This is a genomic window from Cupriavidus gilardii (assembly GCF_013314895.1).
GTDB lineage: Bacteria > Pseudomonadota > Gammaproteobacteria > Burkholderiales > Burkholderiaceae > Cupriavidus > Cupriavidus gilardii_C.
Genome location: NZ_JABTYE010000008.1, coordinates 182886 through 207014 on the forward strand (window position 1 = coordinate 182886; position 24129 = coordinate 207014).

At 67.7% G+C, this 24129-nt stretch carries 24 protein-coding genes; 9 read left to right on the forward strand and 15 right to left on the reverse strand.

Annotated elements, in window-relative coordinates; all coding sequences use genetic code 11:
* Positions 1-20 precede the first annotated feature (20 nt).
* The 4 genes from HTY53_RS10545 to HTY53_RS24620 form a co-directional block, all read right to left on the reverse strand.
* Positions 21-503 (reverse strand): chemotaxis protein CheW, encoded by a 483-nt coding sequence (locus HTY53_RS10545; protein ID WP_174106423.1) that lies wholly within the window; start codon positions 501-503, stop codon positions 21-23.
* Positions 504-760: 257 nt separating this feature from the next.
* Positions 761-1156 (reverse strand): response regulator, encoded by a 396-nt coding sequence (locus tag HTY53_RS10550; RefSeq protein WP_174106424.1) that lies wholly within the window; start codon positions 1154-1156, stop codon positions 761-763.
* A 207-nt stretch (positions 1157-1363) separates the two neighbouring features.
* Positions 1364-3322: a putative bifunctional diguanylate cyclase/phosphodiesterase gene (locus HTY53_RS10555; RefSeq protein ID WP_174106425.1), complete on the reverse strand. Its 1959-nt coding sequence runs from the start codon at positions 3320-3322 to the stop codon at positions 1364-1366.
* Between the two features lie 545 nt (positions 3323-3867).
* Entirely contained in the window at positions 3868-4041 is a 174-nt protein-coding gene (locus HTY53_RS24620) for a hypothetical protein (RefSeq protein WP_217435568.1), read from the reverse strand.
* 96 nt (positions 4042-4137) lie between these two features.
* Here HTY53_RS24620 and HTY53_RS10560 point away from each other — a divergent pair, with 96 nt between their 5' ends.
* A complete protein-coding gene (locus HTY53_RS10560) occupies positions 4138-4443 on the forward strand; it encodes an H-NS histone family protein (RefSeq protein WP_174106426.1) in 306 nt (101 codons plus the stop codon).
* 185 nt (positions 4444-4628) lie between these two features.
* On the opposite strand, the gene galE is transcribed toward HTY53_RS10560, so the two are convergent.
* Positions 4629-5648 carry a UDP-glucose 4-epimerase GalE gene (galE, locus tag HTY53_RS10565; RefSeq protein WP_174106427.1) on the reverse strand — a complete coding sequence of 340 codons (1020 nt, stop codon included), beginning with the start codon at positions 5646-5648 and terminating at the stop codon, positions 4629-4631.
* Positions 5649-5704: 56 nt separating this feature from the next.
* Positions 5705-6724, reverse strand: coding sequence for a tyrosine-type recombinase/integrase (locus HTY53_RS10570; protein ID WP_368040967.1), 1020 nt, complete (start codon positions 6722-6724; stop codon positions 5705-5707).
* A 320-nt stretch (positions 6725-7044) separates the two neighbouring features.
* Here HTY53_RS10570 and HTY53_RS10575 point away from each other — a divergent pair, with 320 nt between their 5' ends.
* Complete coding sequence (locus tag HTY53_RS10575) at positions 7045-8034, forward strand: NAD(P)H-dependent flavin oxidoreductase (RefSeq protein WP_149320204.1); 990 nt, start codon at positions 7045-7047, stop codon at positions 8032-8034.
* 31 nt (positions 8035-8065) lie between these two features.
* On the opposite strand, the gene HTY53_RS10580 is transcribed toward HTY53_RS10575, so the two are convergent.
* Positions 8066-8608, reverse strand: a complete 543-nt coding sequence (locus tag HTY53_RS10580) for a PadR family transcriptional regulator (RefSeq protein ID WP_174106429.1) — start codon at positions 8606-8608, stop codon at positions 8066-8068.
* Between the two features lie 225 nt (positions 8609-8833).
* Between HTY53_RS10580 and HTY53_RS10585 the strand changes: the two genes are divergently transcribed.
* On the forward strand, positions 8834-9061 hold the full coding sequence (locus tag HTY53_RS10585) for a hypothetical protein (protein WP_174106430.1): 228 nt from the start codon (positions 8834-8836) through the stop codon (positions 9059-9061).
* A gap of 280 nt (positions 9062-9341) precedes the next feature.
* Here the strand turns inward: HTY53_RS10585 and HTY53_RS10590 are convergent, their stop codons facing one another.
* The 6 genes from HTY53_RS10590 to HTY53_RS10615 all read right to left on the reverse strand — a co-directional run bounded on the left by HTY53_RS10590 (position 9342) and on the right by HTY53_RS10615 (position 14672).
* Positions 9342-10349 (reverse strand): Bug family tripartite tricarboxylate transporter substrate binding protein, encoded by a 1008-nt coding sequence (locus tag HTY53_RS10590; protein WP_174106431.1) that lies wholly within the window; start codon positions 10347-10349, stop codon positions 9342-9344.
* A gap of 66 nt (positions 10350-10415) precedes the next feature.
* Positions 10416-11147, reverse strand: coding sequence for an SDR family NAD(P)-dependent oxidoreductase (locus HTY53_RS10595; RefSeq protein ID WP_174106432.1), 732 nt, complete (start codon positions 11145-11147; stop codon positions 10416-10418).
* Between the two features lie 284 nt (positions 11148-11431).
* Positions 11432-12634, reverse strand: a complete 1203-nt coding sequence (pcaF, locus tag HTY53_RS10600; RefSeq protein WP_174106433.1) for a 3-oxoadipyl-CoA thiolase — start codon at positions 12632-12634, stop codon at positions 11432-11434.
* A gap of 75 nt (positions 12635-12709) precedes the next feature.
* Positions 12710-13357, reverse strand: coding sequence for a CoA transferase subunit B (locus HTY53_RS10605; RefSeq protein ID WP_149320197.1), 648 nt, complete (start codon positions 13355-13357; stop codon positions 12710-12712).
* 40 nt (positions 13358-13397) lie between these two features.
* Entirely contained in the window at positions 13398-14114 is a 717-nt protein-coding gene (locus HTY53_RS10610) for a 3-oxoacid CoA-transferase subunit A (RefSeq protein ID WP_174106434.1), read from the reverse strand.
* A gap of 351 nt (positions 14115-14465) precedes the next feature.
* Positions 14466-14672 carry a dodecin gene (locus HTY53_RS10615; protein ID WP_174106435.1) on the reverse strand — a complete coding sequence of 69 codons (207 nt, stop codon included), beginning with the start codon at positions 14670-14672 and terminating at the stop codon, positions 14466-14468.
* 242 nt (positions 14673-14914) lie between these two features.
* Here HTY53_RS10615 and HTY53_RS10620 point away from each other — a divergent pair, with 242 nt between their 5' ends.
* Positions 14915-15523, forward strand: a complete 609-nt coding sequence (locus tag HTY53_RS10620; protein ID WP_174106436.1) for a phospholipase D family protein — start codon at positions 14915-14917, stop codon at positions 15521-15523.
* Positions 15524-15599: 76 nt separating this feature from the next.
* Here the strand turns inward: HTY53_RS10620 and HTY53_RS10625 are convergent, their stop codons facing one another.
* On the reverse strand, positions 15600-15947 hold the full coding sequence (locus tag HTY53_RS10625) for a hypothetical protein (RefSeq protein WP_174106437.1): 348 nt from the start codon (positions 15945-15947) through the stop codon (positions 15600-15602).
* Between the two features lie 182 nt (positions 15948-16129).
* On the opposite strand from HTY53_RS10625, the gene HTY53_RS10630 reads away from it, so the two are divergent.
* Together HTY53_RS10630 and HTY53_RS10635 are read left to right on the forward strand one after the other, a co-directional pair.
* On the forward strand, positions 16130-16585 hold the full coding sequence (locus tag HTY53_RS10630; protein WP_174106438.1) for a hypothetical protein: 456 nt from the start codon (positions 16130-16132) through the stop codon (positions 16583-16585).
* A 314-nt stretch (positions 16586-16899) separates the two neighbouring features.
* The gene (locus tag HTY53_RS10635; RefSeq protein ID WP_174106439.1) at positions 16900-17112 is read left to right on the forward strand and encodes a hypothetical protein; all 213 of its coding nucleotides are present in this window, start codon (positions 16900-16902) and stop codon (positions 17110-17112) included.
* Between the two features lie 115 nt (positions 17113-17227).
* On the opposite strand, the gene HTY53_RS10640 is transcribed toward HTY53_RS10635, so the two are convergent.
* Entirely contained in the window at positions 17228-17620 is a 393-nt protein-coding gene (locus HTY53_RS10640; RefSeq protein ID WP_174106440.1) for an endonuclease, read from the reverse strand.
* A gap of 656 nt (positions 17621-18276) precedes the next feature.
* Here HTY53_RS10640 and ligD point away from each other — a divergent pair.
* The 3 genes from ligD to HTY53_RS10655 all read left to right on the forward strand — a co-directional run bounded on the left by ligD (position 18277) and on the right by HTY53_RS10655 (position 24106).
* Positions 18277-21216 (forward strand): DNA ligase D, encoded by a 2940-nt coding sequence (gene ligD / locus HTY53_RS10645; protein WP_174106441.1) that lies wholly within the window; start codon positions 18277-18279, stop codon positions 21214-21216.
* A gap of 170 nt (positions 21217-21386) precedes the next feature.
* Entirely contained in the window at positions 21387-21737 is a 351-nt protein-coding gene (locus HTY53_RS10650) for a hypothetical protein (protein ID WP_174106442.1), read from the forward strand.
* Positions 21738-21910: 173 nt separating this feature from the next.
* Entirely contained in the window at positions 21911-24106 is a 2196-nt protein-coding gene (locus HTY53_RS10655) for a hybrid sensor histidine kinase/response regulator (RefSeq protein WP_174106443.1), read from the forward strand.
* Positions 24107-24129 lie beyond the last annotated feature (23 nt).

The following is a 24129-nucleotide window of genomic DNA, read 5'->3' on the forward strand; positions in this document are numbered from 1 at the left end:
TTCGTTCGGAAAGCGGCGCCTCAGCCCGCGGCGGCGGCTTCGATCGCGGCCAGTTCCTCGGTCGCCAGCAATTTCTCGATATCCACCAGGATCAGCATGCGGTCCTCGACCGAGCCAAGGCCGCGGATGTATTCGGTGTCGAGATTGCCGGAGAACTGCGGCGTGGGCTTGATCTGGGCGGGGGTCAGCGTCAGCACGTCGGAGACGCCGTCGACGACGATGCCGGTGGTGCGATGGTTCAGGTCGACGATGATGACGACCGTGTACTGGTCGTAGCTGACCTTCTGCTGCTGGAACTTGATGCGCAGGTCGACGATCGGCACGATGATGCCGCGCAGGTTGATCACGCCCTTCAGATAGGCGGGCGCGTTGGCGATCTGCGTGACCGCCTCGTAGCCGCGGATCTCCTGCACCTTGAGGATGTCGACGCCGTATTCCTCGCGGCCCAGCGTGAAGGCGAGGAACTCCTCGCCGCTTCCTTCGGACTTGCTGCTGAGATTCATCTTGCGCTCCCGCTCCCCTGTGGTGGCCGTCGTTGCACGCTGGCGGAGTGCACCCCAACCGGCCCGACCGCCTTTTTTGGCAACTGCGTGACAACTGCTTGGCGACTGCTTGGCGACTGCATGGCAGCTGCATGGCAACTGCATGCGGTGGCGCCGCGACGGCGCGGCACCGTTGGCGCCCCGCGAACGGCGCGCCTCGCCCCTTGCTGGTTATCGGCAGTCCCGGGGCGGGACTGAAGGGTCGGAAACGGCCGGCATCACCCCTCTTCGGAGGGGGATAGCAGCGCGGCGACCGACTGCATCAGCTGGTCGGGATCGAAAGGCTTGGGCAGGAAGCCGCTGGCGCCGGCCTCCCGCGCCTGGGCACGAATGTGGCTATCGGCCTCCGTCGTCAGCATCAGGATCGGCAGCGCGGCATACCGCGGCATGGCGCGCAGACGGCGGATCAGCGTCAGGCCGTCCATGCCGGGCATCACCTGGTCGGTGACCAGCATGTCGAACGGCTGCGGGTCCGGCGCGGCCTGGGCCGCCGCGTGCGCTTCGTCGCCGTCCGCTGCCTCGGCGACGTCGTAGCCGCCGGCGCGCAGGCAGGCGGCGATCATGCGACGCAGGGAAGGCGAATCGTCGACGACGAGAATGCGTTGAGCTGGCATGGCGGCTACCTCGAAACGGCGGCGGATCGGCCGGGCGGTGGCGTGGCGCGATCCGCGTTCTGTGCTGGTCGGCGCCGGCCCCTGCCGGCGCATCGCTAAGGGCGCGGGCCGCCATATCGGGCCGGATTCGGCCCCATACGGCGACGCTGTGCGCCAGCCAGACTTATCGGCGGGAGTGCGCGCTTCCTTTAGCGCAGCGCGCAGCGTTCAGCGGCGCGGGCTGGACAGCAGACCGGCGAAGCCGCTCGCTTCCATCGGGCGGGCGAGCAGATAGCCCTGCACTTCGTCGCAGCCCATGCGCGCCAGGATGTCGAGCTGGGCCTGCGATTCGACGCCTTCGGCCACCACGCGCATGCGCAGTTCGTGGGCCAGCGCCACCATCGAGCCGACGATGGCGCGTCCCTGCGGGTCCGACTCCAGACCACCGATCAGCGTGCGGTCGATCTTCAGCGTGCCGACCCGCAGCCGCTTCAGATAACCCAGGCTCGAATAGCCGCTGCCGAAGTCGTCCAGCGCGACGTGAATGCCCAGCGCCTGCAGTTCGGCCAGCGTCTCCAGCGACTGCGCGATGTCCTTCATTGCCGCGGTCTCGGTGATTTCCAGCGTGATCGCCGACGGGGGAATGTCGTGCTGGTGGATCTGCTCGAGCAGATACTGCGGGAAATCGCGGCTGGCAAAACGCAGCCCCGACACGTTGATCGCAACCGGCACCACCGGCAGACCGGCGTCCTGCCAATCGCGCACCTGCCTGCAGACGTTGGCGATGACCCAGTCGTCGAGCTTGTCGATCTGGCCGGACTGCTCGGCCACCATGATGAATTCCGCGGGATTGACCGCGCCGAGCGTCGGATGGCGCCAGCGGCACAGCGCCTCGGCGCCCACCACGGTGTGCGCGTCGACATCGAACTTGGGCTGGTATTCCAGCGACAGGCCGTCGTCCTGGATCGCCAGCCACAGATCGCGGCGGATCACGCGCATGCGCCGCGCGCGTTCGCCCGCCGCGGAATTGAAGGTGCGCACCTGGTTCGAACCGGATTCGCGCGCCTCCGACAAGCTGACCCGCGCCGCCTGAATCAGGGCCTCCGAGCTCTGCGCGTCGCGCGGATAGACCGCGATGCCGATATTGACGCCGATCTGCATCTGCAGGCCGCGCGCGGTGACGAACTCGGAGATCGACGCCAGCACGCGCGAGCCCAGCTCGTGCGCGCGATTGGAATTGAGCAGCGCCGGCACGCCCACCGCGAACTCGTCGCGGGCCAGGCGGGCGAGGAAATCGTGCGGTTCGAGCGCAGCCTGGGCCAGCACGCTGGCGTCCTGGGCGAGGATGTCATCGGCACGCACCTCGAACACTTCATCGACCTCGCGGAAGTCGGCGATATGGATCAGCAGCACCGCGCAGCTGGTTTCGGCCAGCCGCGCGTGCGCGATCGACTGATCGAGCCAGCGCGCGAACGCGGCGCGATCCGGCACATCGGTCGCCACGCTGTATTCGCCCACCGTCGCCTGACCGCGACCCACCGGGCGCACCGTCAGCCGGCCCGGCATGCGGCCATTGAGCCGGCGCGCGAGCCGCGCGGGCAAACCCGGCGAGGCGCCCGCGCTGCGCTCGCCGCCGCGCTCCCCGTCGGGCTCGCCCGCATCGTGCAGCAGCGCATCGCGCTCGCGCAGCGGCACGCGCCGCCGATTCGACAGCGACAACAACGCGAAGGCCGCCGTGCCCAGCACGGCAAGTCCGAGGCCGAACCAGGCCGGATGCAGCAGGTTGACCGCCTCGATGCAGGCGGCGCGCGAGGTGGAACCGCCGCATTGATGGCCGAGTCCGATGCCGGCTGCGGCGATGACGCCCGCGCCGGCGAGCGTGGCGAGCATCGCGGCACCACGCCAGTACGCCAGCGCGCGGCGCAGCCATTGCGTCAGCACGGTGGCGGCCATGCCGCCCGCCAGCGCGGCCACGGCCTGCGACCATTCCGCCGAGCCCCGCACCGAGCCGGACAGCAGCACGACCCAGACCGGCAAGCCGACCGACGCCTGCGACATCAGCCCTGCGGTCAGGGCCATCATGCGGCCGGGCCATCCCGCTCCCTCGCGGCTGCGGCCGGCAGCACGAAGGCCAAGGCCAACGACGATGCCGAGCAGGATGGCGAGCAGCAGAACGCTAAAACTCATATCGAAGGGGGCGCTGCGGAATGCGTGTGTGTGGCGCCGTCAGGCTCCGGCCCGCAGGCCGGTGACGGAACACCCGTGGTATTGCGGAACCGCGTCGAGCGCGGCAGATCGTGGTGCGGGACCGGCAGGCGAACGATCTCCGCCGGGGCCGGCGTCGCACGCGCAGGAGGCAGTCGGCCGCCCGCGCGGCACAGCCCGGGACGTTAGCATAGCCACCGCGCGTAGTGCATGTGGCGTCACCTTATTGCAACGAATGCCGCGCTCCGGAATCGTGCCGCACCCGGCTTCGCCCGCGCCGGCGGCAGGCCGGACGGAAGCATTCGACGACGGGGGCAGCACAACGCGACACAAGGACATGGGACGACTCGGATCGATCAGTAGCGGCGGACACGCCGCCAACATGCCGGGCGACAGCCCATGCTGATGGGATATCGACCGCTGAAGGGGATTACTTGAATCGGGGGATGGCGCTGGCGCACCGGCGGGAATGGCCGAAGCCGACGTCCGAGCGATGGAAACGCGACGGCGGCAAGATCGCATCCGTTTTACCGCGCCATATTGCGCAAAACGAAACCGACAAACGAAAGTCCCAAAGCGAATGCATCAACAAAAGCACGTGGCGAGGCGGCAATCGGCTGAAACGGGGCGGAGCCGCGCGGGAGCGACAGAGCGGCGGCAAAAAAGTTCACGTTGAAAGGTTTCGTGATCGATTTTGTCAAAAATCGGTTTCAACCTGCGCCAGCATTTGCATCGCTAACCCAGGCCGTTATAATTCATGCCGTTCATCTCGCCCACCCGTAATCTGAGGTCTCAAAATGGCAACCTATCAGGAAATCGTTCAGAAAATCAACGAATTGCAGAAGCAAGCCGAAGAGATCAAGGCACGAGAGCAAGCCGCGGTAATCGACGATATCCGCAAGAAAATCGAAGAATATGGCTTGACCGCGGAAGATCTGGGTTTTGGCAGCAAGGCGGTGCCCAGCAAGAAAACCGCCCGCAAGGTCCCGGTGCGCTACCGCGACAGCGCCGGCAATACCTGGACCGGCCGCGGCAAGCGCCCGGGCTGGCTGACCCAGGCGCTGGCCTCCGGTAAATCGATCGAAGACTTCCTGGTGCGATAAACCCGTGCCCGCGGAGACGCCGGACGGCGTCTCCGCGCCCGGGCATCGCAGGTCGGCGGATTTCTCCGGCCGCCGCGACGCAATAAAAAACCGGACCGCTCGCGGTCCGGTTTTCATGCTCCCGTCAGCCCCTGCATCGCGGCGCGCCGAGGCGCTCGGCGGGGAGCGTCAGGCAGGACGCAAACTCAGGACGCAAACCCCAGCGGATTCATCGACTGCCAGCGCCAGGAATCGGCGCACATGCGGTCCAGGTCGTGCCGCGCCTGCCAGCCGAGCAGACGCTGTGCCAATGCCGGATCGGCAAAGCACGAGGCAATATCGCCGGGGCGCCGCGCGACGATTTCATACGGAATCGGTTTGCCGCTGGCGCGCCGGTACGCCTCCACCACTTCCAGCACGCTATAACCGCGGCCGGTTCCCAGATTGACCGTCATCCCCTCGCCGCGCTCGTTCAGATAGCGCAGCGCCGCCAGGTGGCCGTCGGCCAGATCGCAGACATGGATGTAGTCGCGCACGCCAGTGCCGTCGGGGGTCGGATAATCGCCGCCGAACACCATCAGGCGCTCGCGGCGCCCCGCCGCGACCTGGGCCACATAGGGCATCAGATTGTTCGGCACGCCGCCCGGATCCTCGCCGATCAGGCCGCTTTCGTGGGCACCGACCGGATTGAAATAGCGCAGATAAGCGATACGCCAGTGCGGATCGGCCCGCTCGAGGTCGCGCAGGATCTGCTCGCCCATCAGCTTGGTCTGGCCGTACGGATTGGTGGCCGACAGCGGAAACTCCTCCCGGATCGGCACCGTGTGCGGATTGCCGTAGACCGTGGCCGAGGAGCTGAACACCAGCGTCTTGACGCCGGCCCCCTGCATCGCGGCGCACAGCGTCAGCAGGCCGTTCAGATTGTTGTCGTAGTAGGCGAGCGGCTGCGTCACCGATTCGCCGACCGCCTTCAGCGCGGCGAAATGGATCGCACCGCCGATCTTGCGCTCGGCGAACAGCCGGTCCAGCAGGGCACGATCGCGCACGTCGCCCTCGACGAACTCCGGCGTCTTGCCGGAGATGGTGGCGATCCGGTCGACCACCACGCGATTGCTATTGGACAGGTTGTCCAGACCGACCACGTCGTAGCCGGCCGCGAGCAGCGCGACCCAGGTATGCGAGGCGATATAGCCGGTGGCACCGGTCAGCAGCAGAGATTCTGGCATCGTGAACTTTGTCGATTGAGAAGGTGGACGGCGCCGAGCCGCCGCCGTCAGGGGCGTTATGGTAACCCGGCCGCGGCATCGACCCCGGCGGCGGCTAGCTGCCCGCTGCGGGCCTGCCAGGCCGTATAGGCGGCATGCAGCCGCCAGCCGGATTCCAGATCGCGCATGCCCAGATACTGCGCCACGGCCGCCGGCTCGGCGCCGGCTTCGAAGTGCAGCGCACCATAGGTATTGCGCAGCGTCTGCGGCGAGGCGCGCTCCGTGCGCCCGGCCAGCACGCCGGCCTCGTCCAGCAACTGCTCGACCCGGCGATAGAGCGAGGCGGCGTGCAGCGGCCGTCCCGCCGGCTGCGCCGGGAACATCAGCGTGCCCAACGTGCCGCCCGCCGCGCGTACCGCGAGCCAGGCCAGCAGCGGGCGTCGCGCGAAGTCGAATACCGGTGCGCGGTAGCTGCGACCGTTGTCGGTCCGGGTCAGCCGCAGTTCGCTGGCGTCGGCCGCGACGCTGTCGAGCCGCAGCGCGCGCACCTCGCCCACCTTGAGGCCGGCGCCCAGCATCGCCGCGACCACGGCGATATCGCGCGAACGCTTCCACGCGGTCGGGCTCGGCGCGATATCCGGGTCCGGCAGCGTGACCGGCTCCAGCACCCGTGCCACCACGGCCTCGCGCTCGGCGGGCAGCAGAAAGGGCGTCGGATCGTTATCGCCCTCAGCCAGATGCGCGCGCACCGCCTGGCTGCCGGGGTTGTGCAGGCCGGCCTGCTGCAGCGACAGGTAATGAAAGACGCGTTCGATCAGCCGCGTATAGCGATAGCGATGGCGCTTGTGCAAGCCCTCGGCATCCAGAAAGTCGCCGATCTGCGCCGCCGACCACGACAGCGGCGCGACGCCATGCTCGCGCGACCAGCGCAGCAGCTTGCCCCACATCGCGCGGTAGACCACGGCGGTGCCGTGACCGAAGCCATGCACGGCCAGCCAGCTGTCGAAGGCTCGTTCGGGATCGGCGTGCCAATCGGCCAAATTGCCTTCGAACAGATCGCGGCCCGCGGCGGCTGCCGGTCGAGAATCCTTGCTCACCTGCACTCCTGCTGATTCGTTGGGCACATTGTAGACAAGGCGCCACCGCAGGCTGCTGGCGCGGATGCGGGACACCGTACGGTAATCGCCCGGCGGAAGCGTCACAGCGCGCAGTCGCATCGGGAACGGCTATTGAAAGGCTGCGGAGGCCGTGCTAACTTTCGTCTCACTATGCAACTGGTTGCATACACAGTCAGACCTTGAAGTCAGACCTTGAAGTCAGACCTTGAAGTCAGACATTGAAGTCGGCCATTGCGGCCAACCTTCAAGCCAACCTTCAGGTCCGCCCTCCCAACCCATTCTTTCGAACCGAGGCCGCCATGTCCCTTCCCCCGCTCCTGCAACGCCTGCGCCTGCCGGTGGTGTGCTCGCCGCTGTTCATCATCTCCAATCCCGATCTGGTGATCGCGCAGTGCAAGGCCGGCGTGGTCGGCTCCTTCCCGGCGCTGAACGCACGGCCCGCCTCGCTGCTGGAGGAATGGCTGGACCGCATCACCACGGAGCTGGCCGAGCACGATGCCAAACACCCGGACCGCCCCTCGGCGCCGTTCGCCGTCAATCAGATCGTGCACAAGTCGAACGACCGGCTCGAACATGACCTGGAACTGTGCGTCCGTTACAAGGTGCCGATCGTGATCACCTCGCTGGGGGCGCGCGTCGAGGTCAACCAGGCGGTGCACTCATACGGCGGCATCGTGCTGCACGACATCATCAACAACACGTTCGCCCACAAGGCGATCGACAAGGGCGCGGATGGCCTGATCGCGGTCGCCGCGGGTGCCGGCGGCCATGCCGGCACGCAATCGCCCTTCGCGCTGCTGCATGAAATCCGCGAGTGGTTCGATGGCCCGCTGCTGCTGTCGGGCGCCATCGCCAGCGGCAACGGCATCCTGGCGGCGCAGGCCGCGGGCGCCGACCTCGCGTATATCGGCTCGGCCTTCATCGCCACCGAGGAAGCCAACGCGCAGCCGGCCTACAAGCAGATGATCGTGGACAGCACCGCCGGCGATATCGTCTATTCGAATCTGTTCACCGGCGTGCACGGCAACTACCTGCGCCAGAGCATCGTCAACGCCGGCCTCGATCCGGAAGCCCTGCCCGCCTCCGACCCGACCGCGATGAATTTCGGCTCCAACCGCGTCAAGCCATGGAAGGACATCTGGGGGGCCGGCCAGGGCGTCGGCGCGATCAAGCGCGTGGTCCCCGCCGCCGACCTGGTGGACCGCTTTGCCGAGGAATACGCGCTGGCGCGCCGCCGGCTTGGGCTGGCGGAGGCCGGCGCCGCGGCGAGCGTGCGGGACCTGGTGTAACGAGGAAGCGAGCAATCGAGGTACGCGCGGACTACCGCCCGCCTTCCGGCTCCAGCAGCGGCAACACCGCCGTGCCCCACGCCACCCAATCCTCTTCGTAACGGATGCCGCGCCGCAGCAGCGCATGCCGCAGCTGTTGCGCGCGGTCCGGTTGCGGGCCGGCGAAGTCGCGCTGTTCGATCGCGCGATAGGTTGCCAGCCGCTCCTCGTGCAGCGCGATCATGCGGCGCATCTCGTTGCCCAGTCCGAGCGGGCCGGCCACCGCGTCGGCGCGCAGCTTGACCAGGATCTCGTCGCGCTGGTCCAGCCCGGCCGTCGGCGACAACACCCAGCGCACCAGTTCCTCCCGCCCCGCCGGCAGCACGCGATAGACCTTCTTGCGGCTGCGGGCATCGCCTTCGTCGTCCTGCGCGGCGATCCAGCCGCGCTCGGCCATGCGGCCCAGCTCCCGATAGATCTGCTGGTGCGTGGCGTGCCAGAAATAGCCGATCGACTTGTCGAAGCGCCGCGCCAGTTCGTAGCCTGACGAGGGCTTCTCCATCAACGAGGTCAGAAGGGCGTGCTGGATCGACATGCGGCGGTGAGGGAAGCGGAAAAGCGCGCGGCGGGAATGCGCGCAAAGCGCCAATGGTAGCGCATGGGAGCGGCGCCGAAGCCATCGGCTGGGCCTTGCACCCTATTGCTTGCAATATGACAAATCGAGCCGGTAGCTAGGCCAGAATTAAAAAAGGCGAAATGGCAAATCGGCGGGCGCTGCAATACATTGGAGACAAAGTTGCATCGATCAGGAACAGCCGCCATGCCCGGACCGCACGATTTCGCCGAGGAGCGCGATATCCCCTGGGAAGCCGACGGCCCCTCCGACGCGGAAGGCCGGACCGCCGCCGGCGCCCAGTCCAGCGCCATTTATTACCGCCTGCCGGATACCCCGGTGGGGCACCACATCAAGGAGTATCCCAGCGGGCTGCGCCAGCTGGTCCGCTTTGTCGGCGTCGAGGAGCAGGTGGTCAAGGTCAGCCTCAACTGAGGCGCAGACCGCCGCCAGGCCCGCCCGATGCCCGCGCCAGGCAGCCGCGCTGCCGGCGTCCAACGATGTCTCCTCCAGCCCGGGTGGGCCGGAACTCGAGCTCGCTGCCAGTCGCGAGCTTTTTTTTGCTGGCCGTCAAAAGAAAAAACCGGCCCGAAGGCCGGCTCATTGCGCCGAGAAACCTGAACCTCGTCGTCCCGGCGCATGCGGGGCCCAGTGGCTTTCCAGGACCCTGGGTTCCCGCATGCGCGAGCACGAGATGGTGGTCGTCGGGGTGCTATCAGTCCACGGTCGCGCCCGAAGCCTTGACGACCTTGGCCCACTTGGCCGCTTCGGTCTTCATGAACGCAGCCAGTTGCTCCGGCTTTTCGGGATGAGGCTCGGCGCCCTGACCCGCCATCTGCTTCTGCACGTCCGGCATGGCCAGGATCTTGACCACTTCGGCGTTCAGGCGATCGACGATGGGCTTGGGCGTGCCGCCGGTGGCGTACAGCGCAAACCACGAGGTCGCTTCATAGCCCGGCACGCCGGCTTCGGCGACGGTCGGCACGTCCGGCAGCGCCGGCGAGCGCTTGGCGGAGGTGACGGCCAGCGGGCGCAGCTTGCCGGCCTTCACGTGCTGGTACGACGACGGCAGGTTGTCGAACATCAGGCCGATCTGGTTGCCCAGCAGATCGTTGACCGCCGGGGCGCTGCCCTTGTACGGCACGTGCTGGATGTTCAGGCCGGTCATCGAATTGAACAGTTCGCCCGACAGGTGCATCGACGAGCCGTTGCCCGACGAGCCATAGCTGATCTTGTTCGGGTTCGCCTTCACGTAGGCGATCAGTTCCTTGACGCTCTTGGCGGGCACGTTGGGGTTGACCACCACCAGGTTCGGCACCATCGCGACACGGGTAATCGGCGCGAAGTCCTTGACCGGGTCGTACGGCAGCTTCGAGTACAGCGACTGGTTGATGGCATGGGTACCGATGGTGCCCATGAACAGCGTATAGCCGTCGCCCTGCGCCTTGGCGGCAAGCGAGGCCCCGATATTGCCGCCCGCGCCCGGACGGTTTTCGATCACCACCGGCTGGCCGAGCGCCTTGCCCAGCTGCAGGCCGACGATGCGGGCCAGGATGTCGGTGGTGCCGCCGGCCGAGAACGGCACGATCATCGTGATCGGCTTGGTCGGATAGGCGTCCTGCGCGAACGCAGCACCGGACACGCCGGCGAACGTGCCAGCCAGCGCGACGCCGGCGGCCAGCAGGCGGCGGCGCGCCTGCGACGGTTGCGAGTTGAACTTCATCGTATGCTCCAGGGAGTTTCCTCGGTGGCCGTCCATGCGGGCCACGACTTGTAATAGGGGCCGCGCCTAGACCGGTGCGACGCCCAGCGTGGTACCGCCACAGACGTACAGCACCTGTCCGGTGACGAAACCGTTTTCGGGAGAGAGAAAGAACAGCGTGGCGCGGGCCACATCCTCGGGGGTACCCATGCGCTTGACCGCGATGCTGGCCAGGATGCGCTTCGTTTGTTCGCTGCCTTCGGGATTGCTGCGGCGGAACAGTTCGGTGGCGATCGGGCCGGGCGCGACCGCATTGACGGTGATGCCGTCGCCGCCGAGTTCCATCGCCAGCGTGCGCGTCATGCCGACCATGCCGGCCTTGGTGGCGGAGTACACCACGCGCTCGGGCTTGCCGAGCGCCGCGCGCGAAGCCATGTTGACGATGCGGCCGAAGCCTGCGGCGCGCATCGCCGGCAGGCAGGCCTGCGTCAGCAGCAGGCTGGCCTGCAGATGCAGGCCGACCACGTAATCGAGATCCTCGACGGTCGCGGTATCCGCCGTGCCGGGGCGCGTCGCGCCGGCATTGTTGACCAGGCGCGTGATGGCGAAACGCGACGTCACCTCGGCAGCCGCCGCACGCGTTGCCGCGGCGTCGGTCAGGTCCGCCTGGAAGAAGCTCATGTTGGGATGCGACCAGCTCGGAGCGGCATAGTCGACATTGACGACGCGGGTCACGCCATCGGCCAGCAGCATTTCGCTGATGGCGCGGCCGATGCCGGAACTGGCACCGGTGACAAGCGTGGCAACGGGAAGGGACATCCGATTACTCCATGCCGGTGCGGAACCGGTACTGGCAAAAATTCAGGCGACAGCTCAGGGAACAACGCAGGCAACAACGCGGGCAACAACTTGCCGCCAACCTGGCGACGACCGCATCGAATGCGCGGGCGCAGAGAAAACGTGCGGCGGGACCGGCGAGCCAGTCGGCCCCTGCCGCACCAACTGCGTTGGGATCATTCAAAAGCAGCGCTGAGCGTCGGCGCCCGCCATCATCAACGGCAGGCGCGTCGCAAACTTGAGGACGGAGCGGGGTGCGCGCGCGCTCAGACGCGCTCGATCACCATCGCGATACCCTGGCCGACGCCGATGCACATCGTGCACAGCGCGAAGCGGCCGCCGGTGCGATGCAGCTGGTACATCGCGGTGGTGACCAGGCGCGCGCCGCTCATGCCGAGCGGGTGGCCCAGTGCGATCGCGCCGCCGTTCGGGTTGACGCGCGCATCGTCGTCCGCAACGCCGAGCTCACGCAGCACCGCCAGGCCCTGCGCGGCAAACGCTTCGTTCAGCTCGATCACGTCGATCTGGTCCATCGTCATGCCCAGCTGCTTGAGCAGCTTCTGCGTGGCCGGCGCCGGGCCGATGCCCATCACGCGCGGCGCCACGCCGGCAGTGGCCATGCCGACGATGCGGGCCTTCGGCGTCAGACCGTGCTGGCGCGCGGCAGCTTCGCTGGCGAGCAGCAGCGCGCAGGCGCCGTCATTGACGCCCGACGCGTTGCCGGCGGTCACGGTGCCGTCCGGGCGCACCACGCCCTTGAGCTTTGCCAGCGCTTCCATGCTGGTCGCGCGCGGATGCTCATCGCGCTCGACGACGATCGGATCGCCCTTCTTCTGCGGAATCGTCACCGGCGTGATTTCCTGCGCCAGCGTGCCGTCGGCCTGCGCGCGCGAGGCCTTTTCCTGGCTGCGCAGCGCCATCAGGTCCTGATCTTCGCGGCTGATCTTGTAGTCGGTGGCGACGTTCTCCGCGGTCTCGGGCATCGAGTCCACGCCGTAGGCCGCGCGCATTGCCGGATTGATGAAGCGCCAGCCGATGGTGGTGTCGAAGATCTGCGCATCGCGCGAGAACGCGGTGGTGGCCTTGCCCATCACGAACGGCGCGCGGCTCATGCTCTCGACGCCGCCGGCGATCATCAGCCCGGCTTCGCCGGCGCGGATCGCGCGCGCGGCGGTACCGGTCGCATCCATGCCCGAGCCGCACAGGCGGTTGATGGTGGCACCCGGCACGCTCTGCGGCAGGCCGGCCAGCAGCAGCGACATGCGCGCGACATTGCGGTTGTCTTCGCCCGCCTGATTGGCGTTGCCGTAGATCACGTCGTCGATGGCGCTCCAGTCCAGATTCGGATGGCGCGCCATCAGCGCCTTCAGCGGTACCGCGCCCAGGTCGTCCGCGCGCACCGCGGACAGGCTGCCGCCGTAGCGGCCGATGGGGGTGCGGATCGCGTCGCAGATAAAGGCTTCGGTCATGGTTGTCTCGTCCTTGGTTTCAGTGGTGGCGGCAGCGGTATCGCCAAACGCGATCCGCCGCCATCGGGTTGGGCATCAAGCGGGCTGCGCCTGCTTGAGCGGCACGCCGGTCAGGCGCTGCAGTTCGTCGAACGACAGGCCTTCGACCAGGTCGCGCGCGACCAGACCGTCGGGGGTCACGTCGATGGTGGCCAGATCGGTGTAGATGCGCGTCACGCAGCCGATGCCGGTCAGAGGATACGTGCATTCGGGCACGATCTTGCTCTCGCCCTGCTTGGTCAGGTGCTCCATCATGACGAACACCTGCTTGGCGCCGATCGCCAGATCCATCGCGCCGCCAACGGCCGGAATCGCGCCCGGCGCGCCGGTGTGCCAGTTGGCCAGATCGCCGGTCGCCGACACCTGGAAGGCACCGAGCACGCAGTAGTCCAGATGGCCGCCGCGCATCATCGCGAACGAATCGGCGTGATGGAAATACGAGGCGCCGGGCTTGATGGTGACCGGCTGCTTGCCGGCGTTGATCAGATCGCCGTCTTCCTCGCCGGGCGCGGGCGCGGGGCCCATGCCGAGCAGGCCGTTCTCGCTGTGCAGCAGGATTTCACGGTCGGCCGGCAGGTGGTTGCCGACCAGGGTGGGCAGGCCGATGCCGAGGTTGACGACGGCACCGTCGGGAATGTCTCGGGCCACGCGGGCGGCCATCTGATCGCGGGTCAGGCGTTGCATATCGATTCTCTCTTCGATGCTGGTGGGGCGTGTCCGCGCTTCAGGCCGCGTTTGCCGCGCCGTTGGCAGCGGCATTGGCAGCGTTGGCGGTGTCGGCGTCGACCTTGACGACGCGCTTGACGAACAGGCTCGGCGTCACGATGTGCTCGGGGTCGAGTTCGCCCAGTTCGACCACGCGGCTGACCTGCACGATCGCGCATTTGGCCGCCATCGCCATGATCGGGCCGAAGTTGCGCGCGGTCTTGCGATAGGTCAGGTTGCCCCAGCGGTCGGCGGTATCGGCCTTGATCAGCGCGAAGTCGGCATGGATCGGCGTTTCGAACACATAGCCCTGGCCGTCGATGATGCGGGTCTCCTTGCCCTCGGCCAGCGGCGTGCCGTAGGCGGTGCGGGTGAAGAAACCGCCGATGCCGGCGCCGGCGGCGCGGATGCGCTCGGCGAGGTTGCCCTGCGGCACCAGCTCCAGCTCGATCTGGCCGGCGTGGTACAGCGAATCGAACACGTAGGAATCGACCTGGCGCGGGAACGAGCAGATGATCTTGCGCACGCGCTTGGCCTTGAGCAGCGCGGCCAGGCCGGTTTCGCCGTTGCCTGCGTTGTTGTTCACGATGGTCAGATTGCGCGCCCCCTGGGCGATCAGCGCATCGATCAGTTGCGCCGGCATGCCGGCCAGGCCGAAGCCGCCGATCATGATGGTCGCGCCGTCATGGATGTCGGCCACCGCCGATTCCACCGAGTCGAAGAGCTTGTTGATCAATTGCGTTCCAGTCGAAATGGCCTGGCCGGACCGGCCGGAGCCCGCCGCCCGATGGTGTCGGGCGGCCGCTGGAAGCGTCGTCTCCGGAGGGGTCTGCCTGGCGTTGGTTCTGGGTGCGCCGTGCCGGCGCGCCCATAAAGGCCCTAGCAGTCAAACCGTGGTCCGTCGCGCGGACTCTTGTTCTTGCTCGTGTTCGCTGTACGAACTTCAATTCGCAGAATGAACACTGAACGCAGAGGTTACACCGGTGTTGTTGCGGGGTCAAGGCAGGGGGCGGCAGGTGGAATCGGCTGGGAACGCGGTTGGTGTCGTCCCCGCAGATGCGGGGACCGGCGGCTTCGTGTTTCGCGCCTATTCGACGCGGAAACCGACCTTCAACGTGACCTGGTAATGCGCGATCTGGCCATTGACGATATGACCGCGCATCTCGACCACCTCGAACCAGTCCATGTTCTTGATGGTCTCCGACGCCTTGGTCAGCGCGCTGCGGATCGCGGCGTCGGTGCCGTCGGGCGAGGTGCCCACGATTTCAACGAGCTTGTAGGTGTGATTGGACATCGCTTGCCTCCAGGGTTGGGCACCAGGGTCCTGGCACCGGAGATCGGATAGACGGCCGGCGGTGTGCGCCGACGCGAGTTTCATCATAGGCAGCGGTCGTGCCCCGTTCCAGCCGCCTTGCCTTTGCATCCTCCCGCTGCTAACTTCCCCGCCTTCGCAACGTTTCTATTTCGAATCGTTTTCCGATTGGCTACCGTTTGCCGCGAGCGGCGCGCTCCGCGGCAACGCATTCACGCTGTCTCATGTCATTTGTATTTCGCGCGCCCGCCATCGTCGCCGGCGCTCTGTTGTCCGCTCTGCTGTCCTCTTCGTTCCTCGCGCCAGCGGCCTCGGCGCGCAGTCTTCCCCGCAGCGGCGAAGCGCCGATGGCGCTTGCCGACGGCGCGCGCAGCTTCGCCGACGGCGCCAGCTACGCCTTGTGTTTCACGCCCGATGGCGAGAGCTGTCAGGCCATGCTGGTCGACGCGATCCGCAGCGCGCGGCGCAGCGTGCTGGTGCAGGCCTACTCGTTCACCAGCAAGCCGATCGCCGAGGCGCTGATGCAGGCGCGCAAGCGTGGTGTCGATGTGCGCGTGATTCTCGACAAGAGCCAGGTGTCGGAGCGCTATACCAGCGCCACCTTCCTGAAGCACCAGGGCATCGAGGTGGTGATCGACTCGCGCCCCGCCATCGCGCACAACAAGGTAATGATCTTCGACGGCGAGGCCGTCTTCACCGGCTCGTTCAACTTCACCAAATCGGCCGAAGAGCGCAACACCGAGAACGGCATCCTGATTCGCGGCGATGCGCGCCTGGTCAAGCGTTACGTCGACAACTGGCAGAGCCGGCATCGGCTGTCGCTGCCGTACTGAGCGGCCAGCGAGGCGGCCAACGAGGCCGCCGACGAAGCTGACGACCGCGGCGGCGACCGAAGGCGCGGCCGGGCGCTCAGTCGTTGTCCTCCGAGGCGGCGCCGCCGCGACGTCCGCGCGAGCCATACAGATCGGTTTCCTCGAGTCCGCGCTCGATATCCCGCGCGGCCTGGCGACCCACCGGCCGGCTGCCGGTGTGCTGGCTCTGATGCGATTCGTCGCGCTCGTGCGGCAGGCGCGGCATCGGTTCGCCGCCGCCCTTCTGCGGCAGCGTGCCGGGGTCCGGCCGCGACTCGTCGGCCAGCGGTCCCGGACCTTCGCTGGTCCCCTGGGCGGTACTGTCGCGAATCGTTTCGCCTTGCGGCCGCCCTGCTGCCTGGCCTTGCTGGGGTTCGCGTTCCGGATGCGTGGGTTGCTTCGTCATGCGGTCCTCCGATGATGATGGCGCGCCATGCGGCGCGCGAATGCGGACCTGTGAAGACACGCAAACGTCATACCCGCACCGGCCCTGCCCGACCCACCCGTTACGAATTCATGTTGCAGCGCGGTGGCACGCCCATTGCACGGTACCAAGGCGCGGCATTTCGCCGCTGATGGAGACCAGCAATGAAACAGCAACAGCAACCGCAGGCGCAGCAAGGCGGCACCGAAAAGGGCGGCATGGGTCAGGGCGGCCAATCCTCTCAGCAGCATCAACAGAGCGGCGGCCAGACCGGTCAGCAGGGCGGCATGGGCAACCAGAGCGGTCAGGCCGGCCAGGGTGGCCAGCAGCAGCAAGGCGGTCGCCAGGGCGGTCAGCAAGGCCAGAGCGAAGGCGGCATGGGTGGCATGGGCGGTCAGCAGCAGCAAAGCGGCGGCCAGGGCGGCCAGCAGGGCGGCATGGGTGGCCAGAGCGGCCAGGGCGGCCAGAGCGGCCAGCAGCAGCAAGGCGGCAGGCAGAGCGGCCAGCAGAGCGGCATGGGCGGCCAGAGCGGCCAGCAGCAACAGCAGTCCGGCACCAGCGGCCAGCCTGGCCAGCAATCGTCGCAGGGCGGCCAGTCCGGCCAGAATCGCGAGCGGTAAATGCCGTCCATCGGCTGACACGCGACCCGTCATTCCCGCGTGCGCGTGAATGATGGAATCGGCCAAACAAGCTGAGGGGCGCGCAGGCGCCCCTTTTTTCTTTCCCCTTCCCTTCTTACGACGCGTGAAAAATCGTCACGGCGTCGCTGTCGTCATTCGCTGACAACGCAATCCGTCGAACGCCGAGGCCGCGCTGCGGGTCAAGCCGACGCATCGGACGCGACGTCGCTCCTACGCTGGTAAGCAGGAACGCGAGATCCTGCCTGGCCGCACCCATCGGCGCGATCGCGTTTCCAACATCAGGGGAGCGTGCGATGCAAGCCAAGACGACATCCCTGCGCGAGGCCGCGCAGAAATGGCTGCCGCTGTCGGCCAGCCACCCATGCCGGGTCACGCGTTTCGGCCATACCGGCAGCCGGCGCGTGCCCTATGCGTGCATCGGCTTCGAACGCGCGGGCAAACGGTTGTCGATCGTGTTCTTCCGTCATCGCGACGGCTCGTGGTACGTGTTCCCGCCGCTGCGATAGCAACATCGATTCGATAACTTCGGTGCCGCCACCTGGCTGATACGACAAGAGCGCGACGGGTCTGCCCCGCCGCGCTCCTTGTTGTCCCCGGTATAGGATTCAATGCAGCCTGCGATCAGCCTCCATCGAGGAACTGGCTGCGCTTGCCGACGCGCGATCCGAGCGTCGACAGATCGTGATAGTGCGTGTCGTGGTTCTCCATGCGGGCGTCGTAGCTGCCGCCCATCGGCATCGGCTGCGTGCCCGTCGGCGCCAGATACTGCTGCGTCGGCTGATTGGTGCCCTGCGTGTACGGATCGAACTTGTCGCCGACGCGTGCGCCGCTGCTGTACGGATCGCGCGTGCCAGCGGCGGCCGGGTTGGCCGGATCGTATTGTCCCGGGGGCGCAGTGCCCGGCGCGGTGCCCGTGGCGGCGCCCCGGTCGCCCGGCACCTGTGCCAGTGCCACACAGGAACCCGTCAACGCCAGCGCGGCGAGGGCGGTACGTACGAGGTGGTGTTTCGCCATGTTATTCACTCCTGAGACTGGCCCATGCATGCCGCGATGGCGCCCGCGATTGCGGCACGCCAGCGGCGATGCAAGGCCGGGTTCGTGAACAGGCCCTGCCGGTCACCGCATCGCTGCGGCCCGTTAAGCGCCGGCACGACGATGCCCCCGCGCAGGGCCCGGCCTACGCCGCCGATCACGCGAAACGCATGCCAGAAACACGACGCCTTGCCGGCCCGGTGTGCGTGCTCGACCGCGGGCCACGGTGACGCAAGGGCTCGCGGCTTCCGCCAACGCTGCCGCCGTGGCGAAACGTGGGCACACCGTCCGGCATGGCCGCGCCATGCGCCGGCCTCGTACTTTTTACTCGGCCATGCAGGATGTGCACGGCGTTGTCTGTGCGGCACCGCGCATAGCCGGCGGCGTGTGCCGCGGCATCGAAAGACGACAGCGATTGCCCACCACGATCGCGACATATCGCCCGATCGTTCGGCGCCGTTGTCGGATGTAGGACGGTGGCCGATGGATCGCCGCATTACGATTGCCTATAAGCGAAGTGACAACGCCAAGTGACAGTGCGACATCTCCGCGCGTCATGACAGCGAATGAAGGTGCCGCGCTCCGGCGCAGGACCACGGCCACGCAATTCCGCGTGTCCCGATCGAGGAGCGGCCGCAATGGCGACAAAGCGAGCAGCGAAGCAGCCGGCGAAGGCCGCGACCAGGCGGACCGGCAAAGACAACCCGGCGGCGGCCACAGGGTCGGCAACGCGTGCGACCACACGTTCGACGGCGGCGCGTCCCGGCGCACCTAGCGCGGCCCGCGGCGCGAACCCCGACCCGCTGCAGCGCTATCGCACCATGCGCGACTTCGGCACGACGGCGGAACCGGCCGGCAGAACAGCACGCAAGCGCGCTGCCGCGGCAGCCGGCGAGGGCCTGTCCTTCGTCGTGCAGAAACACGCGGCGCGCCGCCTGCATTACGACTTCCGTCTCGAGCTCGACGGCACGTTGAAGAGCTGGGCCATTCCGAAGGGCCCGAGCCTGGACCCGGCCGACAAACGGATGAGCGTCCATGTCGAGGACCACCCGCTGGAGTATGCGAGCTTCGAAGGCGTGATCCCCGAAAAGCAGTACGGCGCCGGCACGGTGATCGTCTGGGACCGCGGCACCTGGATACCGATCGGCGATCCGCATCAGGGCTATCGCGACGGCAAGCTCAAGTTCGAACTGCACGGCGAGAAGCTGCATGGCGCCTGGACGCTGGTGCGCATGCGCGGCCGTGACGAGCGGCAGGAGCCGTGGCTGCTGATCAAGGAACGCGACGACGCGGCGCGGCCGGCGGCGGAGTTCGATATCACCGAGGCGATGCCGGACAGCGTGCTGGGCGGCGGCGCGCTGGAGCCGGACGGCAAGAGCGCGCGCAAGGCGTCGTCGAAGACCGCGGCAAAGACCGCAACCAGGACCGCAACCAGGACCGCGGCAACGAAAGCCGCGAAGAAGTCAGCCACGGACAAATCGGCGGCCAGCGGCAAGACCATCGGCAAGAAGCGGTCCGCCCCCAGCCCCATCCAGCTTCCGCCCGGCGCGCGCCGCGCCGCGCTGCCGCTGACGCTGGCGCCGCAACTGGCAACGCTGGTGCAAGGACCGCCCGCCGACGCGCAGAACTGGGTCTACGAGGTCAAGTTCGACGGCTATCGCGTACTGGCACGCATCGAGGACGGCGACGTCAAGCTGTTCACGCGCAACGGCCACGACTGGACCTCCAGGCTGAAGACGCTGGCGCGCGAACTGGGCACGCTGAATCTGCCATCGGCCTGGCTCGACGGCGAGATCGTCATCGTCGACAAGGACGGCAGCACCGACTTCCAGGCGCTGCAGAACGCGTTCGACAGCGACCGCACCGAGGCGATCCAGTTCTTCGTGTTCGACGTCCCCTACTATGCCGGCCACGATCTGCGGCAGGTGGCGCTGGTCGAGCGCCGCGACCTGCTGCGCCGGGTGTTCGAGGAACACAACGTCTCGGCGCATCTGCGCTTCAGCGAGAGCTTCGAAGCGGGCCCCGAGGAAATCCTCAGCGCGGCCTGCCGGTTGCGGCTCGAGGGGCTGATCGGCAAGCGCGTCGATGCACCGTATGTCTCGGCCCGCTCGCCAAACTGGATCAAGCTCAAATGCAGCGAGCGGCAGGAGTTCGTGATCGGCGGCTTTACCGAGCCCAAAGGCACGCGCAACGGCCTGGGCGCCCTGCTGCTGGGCATTCACGACGAGTCCGGCCGGCTGGTCTATGCCGGCAAGGTCGGCACCGGCTTCGATGTGCAGACGCTCGATACGATCCGGGCCAAGCTCGATGCCTTGCGCACCGATGCCTCGCCGTTCGACAAGATGCCGGCGATCGCCAAGGGGGTGAAGGGCATCTGGGTCCGGCCCAAGGCGGTCGCCGAGGTCTCGTTCGGCTCGTGGACCCGCGATGGTTTGATCCGCCATGCGGTGTTCCATGGCCTGCGCTCCGACAAGAGCGCGAGCGCGATCGGCAAGGAGAAGGCGATGCCCGCACCGGGGAAGAGCGTGGGCCGGACGAAATCGGCGGGGGCCAGGGACAAGGCGGAAGGCAAGCCGGCGAAGGCGGGCAGGAAGACCGGCGAGGCCGTCCAGGCCGAGACAGCCGAGGCAGCGGATACCTCGCCACCGGCCAAACCCGCCGCCAGGACGAAGGCCTCGTCCGGCCGCCAGCAGATCGGCAACGTCCGCGTCAGCCATGCCGACCGCGTCATCGATCCCTCGACGGGCGCGACCAAGGGCGATCTGGTGCGCTACTACGAGGCGGTCGCGCCGCGCATGCTGCCCGAACTGCGCGGGCGCCCGCTGGCGGTGCTGCGCGGCCCCTCGGGCGTCGGCGGCGAACTGTTTTTCCAGAAGCATGCGGAGACCTTCAATATCGCCGGCGTCAATCGGCTCGATCCGTCGCTGTGGCCGGGCCATCCGCCGATGATCGAGGTCGCCAGCGAAACCGGCATCGTCGCCGCGGCGCAGCTCAACGTGATCGAGTTCCACACCTGGAACGCCGACAAGCGCCAGATCGAAAAGCCCGATCGCGTGATCTTCGATCTGGACCCCGGCGAAGGCGTGCCGTGGAAGCATGTGGTCGAGGCCGCCGCGCTGACCAAGGGCATGCTCGACGAACTCGGGCTGACGGCCTTTCTGAAGACCAGCGGCGGCAAGGGCCTGCATGTGGTGGTGCCGATCGCGCGCCGGCTCGGCTGGGACGAGGTCAAGGACTTTGCGCAGGCGCTGGTCGTCCATATGGCGAAGACCATCCCGCAACGCTTCGTCTCCAAGAGCGGTCCACGCAACCGCGTCGGCAAAATTTTCATCGACTACCTGCGCAACGGGCGCGGCGCCACCACCGTGGCCGCCTTCTCCGCGCGGGCGCGGCCGGGCCTGGGCGTGTCGATTCCCTGCAGCTGGGACGAACTGCCGTCGCTGCGCTCTGGCGCGCAGTGGACCATCGCCAATGCGCTGGCGCGCATCGAAGAGACCGAGCACGCCGACCCCTGGGCCGATTACGGCAGCACCCGGCAGACACTGACCGCGGCGATCCGGCGCCTCGGGGACGGCTGAACGCGCCGGACCGGCCCGCCCACCGCCGTGCTGCCCCCGCAGTGCATCATGCGGCGACTCCGTGTCGGACAAACGAGGGCATGGTTCTTGCCACTTCGGACACATGCGTCCGCGCCTTCCGGCGACGGACGCGTGACGAATGACGACGCAAGCACGAACCGGGAGCCACCATGACAACCCCTCGGACCACGATCCGCATTGCCCACTATGCCGCCCTGGCGCTGATGACTGCGCTTGCCTGGGCGCCCGCTCAGGCCCGCCTGCCGGCCCCCACCGCCGAACAGCAGCGCGCCGCCGACGAACGCAAGGCCAAGGAGGCCGAAGCGGCCAAACAACAGGCCGAAGCGTTGACGCGTGTGCAGGACCAGATCGCCGCCCGCTTTGGCAAGGGCGCGCAGCCGTCCGGCACCACGCAGCCCGGCGACGTCTCGCAGAAGGCCGCCGAGGTCCGGCCCAGCGGCCCGCACGGTGGCACGGCGCCGAGCGCGGAGGCCCACTCCGGCGAAGTGCAGCGCCGCTGAAGCCACTTTATTCGGTCATTTGCCGCCCAAAAGTGGCTTTGCATCAACTACAAGCGTTGGAGAGCTAGATTGGTAATTATTACAAACCGCGTCGGCAGCGGGGTCGCGCCGAACGCAAAAACCGACCTGCCGCCCCCTGTCCGCATCGCGTGCCTGCCCATGGCGAGGACAGCATGAGTCCGATCGAAACAAGAACATCGTCCGATTCCCGCGACAACCGGCCGCTGGTGCTGGTGGTCGACGACAACGAGGGCTCGCGCTACATCAAGGGCCGCATCCTGCGCCGCGCGGGCTATGCCGTGCTGGAGGCGTCGACCGGGGAGTCGGCGCTGTCGCTGGTGCGCCGCTATGCGCCGGACCTGGTGCTGCTGGACATGAAGCTGCCGGACATCGACGGGCTCGACGTCTGCCGCATCATCAAGGACGACCCGCAAAGCTGCCGCACGCTGATCCTGCATACATCCGGGTCGGCCAGCGATCCGCGCTACCGGGTCGAGGCCCTCGACCACGGCGCCGACAGCTATCTGGTGGAGCCGGTCGAGCCGGAAGAACTGGTCTCCAGCGTCAAGGCGCTGCTGCGCCTGCGGCGGGCCGAGGAGGCTTACCACCGGACCTCGCAGGCGCTGCGCGACAACGAATTCCTGTTCCGGCAGCTGGCCGACAACCTGTCCGACGTGCTGTGGATCTTCGACCCGAAGGAGCGCAAGTTCCTGTTCGTCGGCCCGGCCTTCGTCACGCTGACCGGACGCCCGGTGGAAGCGCTGCACCAGCACGGCGACACCTGCTTCGGCTGGGTCGCCGAGTCCGATCGCGAACGGGTGCGGGCCGCCTGCGATGCAATGCTGCGCGACGGCCATATGGATCTCGAATTCGCGCTGATCCACGCCGACGGCCAGACACGCGATGTGCGTGCACGCGCTTTCCCGGTCAACAATGCCAGCGGCGAGTTCTACCGCGTGGTCGGCGTCTGCGAGGACATCACGCAGCAGAAGCGCGCCGAGAAGATGCTGCGCGAGGAAGAACGCCGCAAGGACGATTTCCTGGCGATGCTGGTGCACGAGCTGCGCAACCCGCTGGCGCCGATGCGCAGCGCGGCCGATCTGCTGATGCACTGCGCGCCTTCGCGCGAGGACAGCTTCAAGGCGCGCGACATCATTGCCCGCCAGCTTTACCACCTGACCCGGCTGGTCGACGATCTGCTCGATATCTCGCGCTTCACGCGCGGCACCATCACGCTGCGCGACGACCTGGTCGAGCTGCGTTCGGCGCTGAACACCGCGGTGGAAACCGTCCGCCCGCTGATCGAGTCGCGCAACCATCAGCTGCGGCTGTCGGTGCCCGAGGGGCCGATGCCGGTGCGCGGCGACCTGGTACGCCTGACGCAGATCTTCGGCAACCTGCTGAACAACGCGGCCAAGTACACGCCGCCCGATGGACTGCTGTCGGTCGAGGCGCAGGCCGACCAGGGCACGGTGACCATCCGCATCACCGACAACGGCACCGGACTGTCGCCCGAACGGCTGCAGGGCCTGCGCGAGACCTTCGAGCACGACGGCGCCAACGGCAATATCGCCGTGGCCGGCGGCAATGGCCCCGGCATCGGGCTGTCGCTGGTGCATCGGCTGGTCAGCATGCATGGCGGCCGGCTGTCGGTGCAGAGCAACGGCCCGGGCCATGGCAGCAGCTTTATCGTGCAATTGCCGATGCAGCCGTGGCGCAGCTGGCAGCCGACGCTGGGCGGACGGCAGGCGCCGGCCGGCAAGCCGCGCACCGTGATGGTGGTCGACGACAACGTCGACGCGCTCGAGGCGATGGCGATGACGCTGGAAGCGCTGGGTCATACCGTGATCACCGCGCTGGACGGCGCCGCCGCGATCGTACGGGCGGTCAAGTACAAACCCGAACTGGTGCTGCTCGATCTGGGCATGCCCGGCATGGACGGCTTCGAGATCGCGCAGCGTCTGCGCGCGATACCGGAGCTGCAGGCGATGAAGGTCGTGGCGCTGACCGGTTATGGCCAGCCGGGCGACAAGCAGCGCACGCAGGCGGCCGGCTTCGACGACCATCTGACCAAGCCGGTCGATCTGGAGGTGCTGTCGCGCCTGCTCGACGAGTGCCGCGCCGATGGCCATGCCAGCGCCGGCTCGCCGCCGCCCCTGCATTCGCCGTTGGGGCATCCCGCCAATGCGAACTCGGCCAGTTCGAATGCTTCGATGGAGAAAAGGATGCATACCACACCAGAACCGGACCAGAACCCGGACCAGCCGCCCACCACGCCCGAACCCGAGGTGCCGCCGATCGATCCGCATGAGCCGGTGATCGACCCGCCGCCGGGCGACGTACCGCCGCCCCCGCCGCAGCGCGCCTGAGGGCCTGCGCCGGCCCCAACGCC